Below are 6,854 nucleotides of genomic sequence, written 5' to 3'. Positions count from 1 at the left end.
GGCTTAAAAAAAGTACAGCCAATGGCTGTATTTGTCTTATATTTAAAGCATTAGTCGCTATAGATCATACTATTTAAGATTTTGACATAATATGATATCCAGATCACATCCATTCTCCAAAATCTACGAAGAATAACTGCATGATGCCCAACCTAACCTTCTATTGGGATAACCGAGACGTTTTCACCAACTTCAAATGGTTTACTAAGCGGTATATGTCCGATAATAACTTGATCATTCACAGCTACGGAATAGTGATAATCCCTTCCTTGAAACTGTTTTGTTTTAATAGTACCGGTAAGCTCCCCGTGCTCTTTTCTTGATAATGTAATTTGCTCCGGTCGCAATGGATAGATACTCTTTTCCTTTAATTTATTGGAGATGCCCCAATCCTTCCACTTCACATTGCTATGCTTAAGGGTAAAGGAATCTCCTTCCCAACTTCCCTCGAACAAATTAGCTTTTCCCACAAATTTTGCAACAAACGGCGTCTCTGGATGATAATAAATCTCTTCAGGCGTACCAATTTGTTCTATCTCTCCATTATTCATCACAACAATTCGATCTGCCATTGCCAGAGCTTCTCCTTGATCATGCGTAACATACACTATAGATGCCTTGGTTAATTGGTGGAGGTTTTGAATTTCCCGTCGCATCTCCATACGTAACTCTGCATCAAGATTACTTAGAGGTTCATCCATTAGCAATAATTTCGGCTTCGGAGCAATCGCTCTAGCAAGTGAAACACGCTGTTTCTGACCACCTGACAATTCACCAGGCATTCGGTCAGAAAAGTTTGTTAAGTTAACAATCTCCAACACCTCCTGAATTCGCTGATTGGCATCTTGCTTCATTGCTTTATCAGCAAAACGGTGATGCTGTAAGGGAAATTGAATATGCTCCTTTACATTCATATGCGGCCATAAGGCAAATGATTGGAATACCATACTTACGTTTCGTTGCTCTGGAGGAGTAGCTGTTTTCGCATTTGCTACCTCTATACCATCCAATAAAATACTTCCATCGGTAGGTGATTCAAAACCTGCCAATAAACGTAATAGTGTTGTTTTCCCACATCCAGATGGGCCGAGAATCGCAAGAAATTCCCCTTCTTGAATGGATAGATTAATACGATGAAGTGCTTGATAACTTCCAAATTTTTTGATTACGTTTTGTACAGTTGTACTCATTTACTTTTATCCACCTTTCTGCTCCAAAAACGCTGTACAGCAAATAGCACTAAATATCCAAGCATAATTAAAGCTACAATAATACTAGAGAAGGCCGTAGCATATAAAGAATAGCCCGATTGCTGAAAGCTTAATATAGACACACCAATCGTCTCAGATGTCGAAGCGTATAGTAGAGAAGAAACAGTAAGCTCTGATAAAGCACTAAGAAACACTAACAATGCTCCACCTAAAATCCCTGGTGTAATTAAAGGAATCAAGATTTTCTTCCACTTACCTATACCATTTGTTCCACTAACTCGTGCCGCCTCTTCAATCTGAATATCTATTTGCTGAAATGCTGTCACACCACTCCTTATCTGTAAAATTAAAAATCTCGTAATATAGGCAATATATAAGATGATGGCAGATCCATAGATACCTGGGTTCCAACCTTTAATTGGTTCCATCCATGCAAATATCATCGCTAACGCTAAAACCATCCCAGGTAATGCATAAGGAACTGTAATTGCCGTTTCCATCACTTTTATCGTGGTGTTCGTTTTACGAATACGCAAATAAGCAAATATGGTTCCTGCGATTATTCCTATAACAGCAGTCACACTAGCTAGTTTCATACTAGTAAAAATAGCATCTATCGTAGAATTACTCGTTAGAATGTATTGATAATTTTTCAGCGAGAAATTTTCTGGAAGGAAATCAAGACCATATGCACGTAAAAACGAAAGCATTGCCATTGAAATTAATGGAAAAATACTTGTAACAGCAAAGAACAGCCACATCATACTTTCAACAACAATTCGCTTTTCCCCCAAAATATAACGAGGCGTATAATCTAATTTGGTTGTTTCTACTTGTTTCGATTTCCTTAATAATAACCATTGGACGAATAGACCAGTCACCGCCACGCCCCCTAGTATCATTGATAATACCGCAGCATGATTAAATGCGGATGTACCAAAGCCAATCACTTGTTGATAAATATATGTGGATAATACAGGGATATCAGCAGGTGTACCTAAGAAAGCAGGTATTCCAAAATTGTCTAAACTTCCTAAAAATGCAATAAATGAACCACCTACAATGCCAGGAAGCGCCATAGGCAGAATAATCTTTTTAAACGTATTCCATCGCGTTGATCCAGATATTTGGGCAGCCAGCTCCATTTCTCGAGGTATTTTTCGAAATACATGGATAGAAAATAAATAAACGAGCGGAAAATGACTAATCCCCATGACAAAGATAATTCCAGACATACTATACAAATCCCAGGAAAGGCTCGGTAATGATAAGAAAGCCACCATACGCTCCATTAATCCACCAGGGCCAAAAAATTGAACCCATGCCAACGAGGTGATATAGGAAGGAATAACAAAAGGTAAAAAAACAAACAATTGTACCAGGCGTTTCATGCGAATATCTGTATATGCTACAATCCAAGCAAAAAACGTACCCAGTATAAAAGCAATGACGGTAGATCCAGTTACAATTATCAACGTATTTTTTAACACTTGCCATGTTTGCTGATCCTGCAAAATCTCTTGATAATACTGTAATGAAAATCCTTCTTCCGTTGTAAAGCTCATCATCACCAATCGAATGATAGGAACGATAAAAAATATAGCTACCAGTATAACGCCAACTGTTTTCAATGATATGTTAAATAACCTAGAAGGAAATGCACCTCTGCGCATCCCTTCTATTTTAGTTAAAGTATTCCAATCCTTATTATTCAATACAATCACCTACAATTAGTAATCCTTATTTGGAGAACAGTTCATCAAATTTCTCTTTATCTGATGTACGGCTTTCATATAACTCCTCTATCGGAGCTTGTAATACCTTAATTTCATCAAGCGATTTTAAACCCTTTGGTGGTTCGACTCCTTCACGAATCGGAGTATATCCAATCTTTGCTTGCATTTTTTGCCCTTCTTCAGACAAGATAAAATCAACAAAAGCCTTCGCTACTTCCTCTTGATCGGTATCTGCCATGATGCCAACTGGTTCTGTAATGACAGGTACACCCTCTTCTGGATAAACTAATTGAATTGGAGAACCGTCATTTGCCGCACGAGCAGCTAAATAGTCTACGACCATCCCATATGATTTTTGACCGGATGATACGTTTTCCATTACTGCTCCATTTCCTTCCGTAATCATTGGACTATTCTTTTGTACAGCTTCATAAAAATCCCAGCCAAATGCTTGATTACGAGTCAATACGCTTAAATTATATGCTGCTGCACCAGAGTACAATGGACTTGGCATGACTATTTGGTCGCTTGCATCTTCTGATGTTAACGCCTGCCATGAGGTTGGTGCTGCGGAAACCTTATCTGTATTTACAATCAGACCAGTAGCCATTATTTTTGTACCCGTGTACATACCGTCCGGATCAACAAAATCGTTCGGAATGGATTCAGCTTCTGGAGACATATAATTCATTAGCATATTTTCTTTCTTTAAACCTTCAAAGGTTACAGCATCTGCTACTAGTAAAACATCAGCTTGTACTTCTCCAGCTTGATTTTCTGCGTTAATTTTACTGATTACTTCTTCTGTTCCTGAGCGGAATATGTTTACCTTAACATCTGGATATTCTTGATTAAATGCATCCACCAGCTTCTCCGCATCTACATCAGGCTGGGAAGTGTAAAACTCTATTTCACCACTCATATCACTAGCTGCACTCGCATTCGAATCCTTATCTTTATCAGATTCATTCGAATTAGTTCCACTTTCACCGCAAGCCGCAAGAAATATTAAAAGCAATGATAATGTCATAAAAAGAACCATTCTTTTCATTTATTTTTCCTCCTGTAAATTTGTATATTGATAAAACCAGCGTGTTAATTGATCAATTCTTCTCTTTCGTGTGTGCACTAATTCAATAGGCGAGATAGTAACATATCCTTCTCGTAGCAAATGATAATCTGTTCCTTCATTTAGCTCTAATTCATGATAGTGATCCTTCAGCCAGTAATAAATGTGACCGTGGGGATCATTTAATCCAGCAAAGTTATAGCGTGATACCGATAAATCCATCGGAACCACCCGAACACCTTTACAGAGCTCTTTTGACGTGTAAGGTAAGTTCACATTAAGCATTAAATTTTTGGGGATTTTATTCTGTACAATCACCTCCACAACTTGATAAAGTAATTGTTTCACGATATCAAATTTTATTTTTCGGCTATCAAATGTTTCTAAAGACACAGAAACAGAAGGAACCTGATAGAGCATTGCTTCTTGCGCAGCAGCAATTGTTCCAGAATAGTACAAATCACGACCAACATTCGGTCCGATATTAATTCCAGAAAAAACAATATCCGGTTTTTCTGGAAGTAAGACCTCCATACCAAGCTTGACACAATCTGCCGGTGAACCGTTGACAGCAAAGGCTTCTGCATGTGAGGCAAAATCAACTTTTTTTAACTTCAATGGTTGTCTTAACGTTATTTTATGGCTATAGGCACTTTTTTCTGTTTCAGGGCAAACGACGGTTACTTCACCAAAATGGGAAAGCAAATCTGCCAACGCCTGCACACCAGGTGCAAAAATGCCATCATCATTTGTAATTAATATTTTCAAATAGATACCTTCCTCTCGATCCACTTATGGTTATAAAGAAATTGAATATGCTTTTTTAAAAAAGTTAATTCACGTGACGTGTCCATACCTTCTAGTACAATTGGAACATCCATAGTAGATAGAACTTCTAATATGTGCTGAAGCTCTACCTCTCCTTCACCTAAAGGAACATGATATTGTTCTTTACTAGAATCACTAAGGTGAATACTATTTACAAACCTTAATTGCTCCAAATATTGAATCGAGCTTTCATGCAAAGGAACATGTGCAATATCCAAAGTAACCGGAAGCTCTGTACCCACTTTATCTTGAAACACATTCATATGTTTTGGTTGGGTTAAAATCTCTTTAGCAATAGGTTCCATTAACTCTTGCGACAGTGTTACCTGCTTATCGGCAGCGTACGCTAATAATTCCTGCGTATTTTCAATTAAGCGATCCTGATGATATTCCCAAAGATAATCTTTCACCGTAAATCTGCCCGGATGAAACGTCATGTGTAACACTTGTAATTGTGACGCTAAATCAATTGATTTTTTTAGTTCTTTCACTGATTGCTCCTGTATCCCCTTATTAATGGAACAAATATTGAGATCCCAGCTGGACGCATGTAATGTTAAAGCAATACCCTCTTCTTTAGCATAATCACGCAATACCTTAGCATTAGCATCATGATGGTAGATATGTTCAGCCCACATTTCTACACCTGAAAAACAAAACTTCTTAGCAAGTGTTATTACTTCTTTCGGGTGGTAATCCCAACATAAAGAGGAAGATATAAAAAATTTCATAATTGATCAACTCGTTTCATCCAATGTTGTTTGGATTGTTCATCCAACTGCACACTTCCTATTGCAACAGAATTCCTTGCTTCCGTTCCGTGATAATCAGAACCACCGGAAACGAGCAGCTCATGTTTTTTGGCATACGCTAACCAATGATGGATATCTTCCTCGCTATGTTTAGAATGGTATACCTCTATCCCATCTATCCCATACGATATTAAATTATCTATCGGAACTGGAGAGGAATACGTTCCGGGGTGTGCTAAATAAGCCTCCCCACCACAGTCATGAATTAACGCAATTGCGTCTTTTGCAGAAAAAGCAGCACGCTCCACAAATGCTGGCTTACCTTTAATTAGTAATTCCTCATAAGCTTCTCTTGCCGTTGTAAAATATTTTTCTTTTGCAAGTGCTTCCGCTATATGTGTACGTACGATAATCTCTCCAGGGACATGCTGCCTTACACCTTCAAACGTAATCAGATAACCAAGCTGATTTAACAGCGTAATTATCTTTTTAGTCCATATAGTACGCTCCTGTTTGCGCCATAATGTATACTCAAACATTTTCCTATGGTGAGGATCAAAAAAATACCCAAGGATGTGTAGCTCTCCGTCTTCCCCATCTGTATTGAGCTCTATCCCTGGAATTAACGTAATGTGATTCGCTTCCGCATGGCGTAAAGCTGCATCATAAGCACCAATAGCGTCATGATCCGTAAAAGAAAGAATTTGTATACCTGTTGCTGCTGCTTTGTTTATTATTTCTGATGGATTATAACCTCCATCGGAAAATGTCGAATGAATGTGTAATTCTGTTTTAGTCATCAAGATCCTCCTTTCCAACACACTTATTTCGATGTCTAACTTTATTGTAGTAGCCAAATGTAAAGGAAGATTAAAGCTATAATTAAATAAAAGCTGTTTTTTTGTAAATGAAAGTTAATCATCTATTTTTACCCCAATATATGGAAAGTTATTAGAAATGCTGATGTTTTAAGCTCTAACAGGGAGAGGGATGGTCATAGTCAGCTTAAATTGTAAAGGGGAAGTAAATTATTTACGTTATATTAATACCATCTAGTTCATGTAGGAGCTATATTTAAAATTATTGTAAATTTGAGTTGTCTGCGTAACAAAAGGAAACAGAGGCTACTAGCCGTTAATAAATGGAGCGTACTTATTAACTAAAGCTTAAATTGTAGGAGCTTTTTCTAATCATAAGAGGAGTTTTTAAATAGGAAGTCTACAAACAAGGGGTAAGCGCCCTTTAACAGCAGCAAAAC

6 protein-coding genes are annotated in these 6,854 nt (G+C 37.6%); all 6 read right to left on the bottom strand.

The features are described 5' to 3' along the window. Nucleotides 1-152 precede the first annotated feature (152 nt). Genes JUJ52_RS22260 through JUJ52_RS22235 form a run of 6 tightly spaced genes read right to left on the bottom strand, consistent with a single transcriptional unit; the run spans nt 153 to nt 6,396 of the window. Nucleotides 153-1,190 carry an ABC transporter ATP-binding protein gene (locus JUJ52_RS22260; RefSeq protein WP_026679637.1) on the bottom strand — a complete coding sequence of 346 codons (1,038 nt, stop codon included), beginning with the start codon at nt 1,188-1,190 and terminating at the stop codon, nt 153-155. Beyond that, on the bottom strand, nt 1,187-2,926 hold the full coding sequence (locus tag JUJ52_RS22255; RefSeq protein ID WP_226983599.1) for an ABC transporter permease: 1,740 nt from the start codon (nt 2,924-2,926) through the stop codon (nt 1,187-1,189). Before JUJ52_RS22255 ends, JUJ52_RS22260 begins: the two co-directional genes overlap by 4 nt. Before the next feature lie 25 nt (nt 2,927-2,951). Continuing rightward, nucleotides 2,952-3,998 (bottom strand): ABC transporter substrate-binding protein, encoded by a 1,047-nt coding sequence (locus JUJ52_RS22250; RefSeq protein WP_205389424.1) that lies wholly within the window; start codon nt 3,996-3,998, stop codon nt 2,952-2,954. After that, on the bottom strand, nt 3,999-4,784 hold the full coding sequence (surE, locus tag JUJ52_RS22245; RefSeq protein WP_026679639.1) for a 5'/3'-nucleotidase SurE: 786 nt from the start codon (nt 4,782-4,784) through the stop codon (nt 3,999-4,001). Further along, entirely contained in the window at nt 4,781-5,575 is a 795-nt protein-coding gene (locus tag JUJ52_RS22240; protein ID WP_051388220.1) for a sugar phosphate isomerase/epimerase family protein, read from the bottom strand. The genes surE and JUJ52_RS22240 overlap by 4 nt, the downstream gene beginning before the upstream one ends. Further along, nucleotides 5,572-6,396: a PHP domain-containing protein gene (locus JUJ52_RS22235; protein WP_034678148.1), complete on the bottom strand. Its 825-nt coding sequence runs from the start codon at nt 6,394-6,396 to the stop codon at nt 5,572-5,574. Before JUJ52_RS22235 ends, JUJ52_RS22240 begins: the two co-directional genes overlap by 4 nt. Between the last annotated feature and the right edge of the window lie 458 nt (nt 6,397-6,854).

This window comes from Virgibacillus sp. AGTR (assembly GCF_016919725.2).
GTDB lineage: Bacteria > Bacillota > Bacilli > Bacillales > Amphibacillaceae > Virgibacillus > Virgibacillus salarius.
Note: the sequence above shows the minus strand (reverse complement) of the source record. Positions and strands in the feature narration are given on the sequence as shown.

Excerpts from the sequence above, each read along its gene's own strand:
- JUJ52_RS22260 (WP_026679637.1), bottom strand. The coding sequence starts at position 1,190 with ATGAGTACAACTGTACAAAACGTAATCAAAAAATTTGGAAGTTATCAA.
- JUJ52_RS22250 (WP_205389424.1), bottom strand. The coding sequence starts at position 3,998 with ATGAAAAGAATGGTTCTTTTTATGACATTATCATTGCTTTTAATATTT.
- JUJ52_RS22240 (WP_051388220.1), bottom strand. The coding sequence starts at position 5,575 with ATGAAATTTTTTATATCTTCCTCTTTATGTTGGGATTACCACCCGAAA.
- JUJ52_RS22235 (WP_034678148.1), bottom strand. The coding sequence starts at position 6,396 with ATGACTAAAACAGAATTACACATTCATTCGACATTTTCCGATGGAGGT.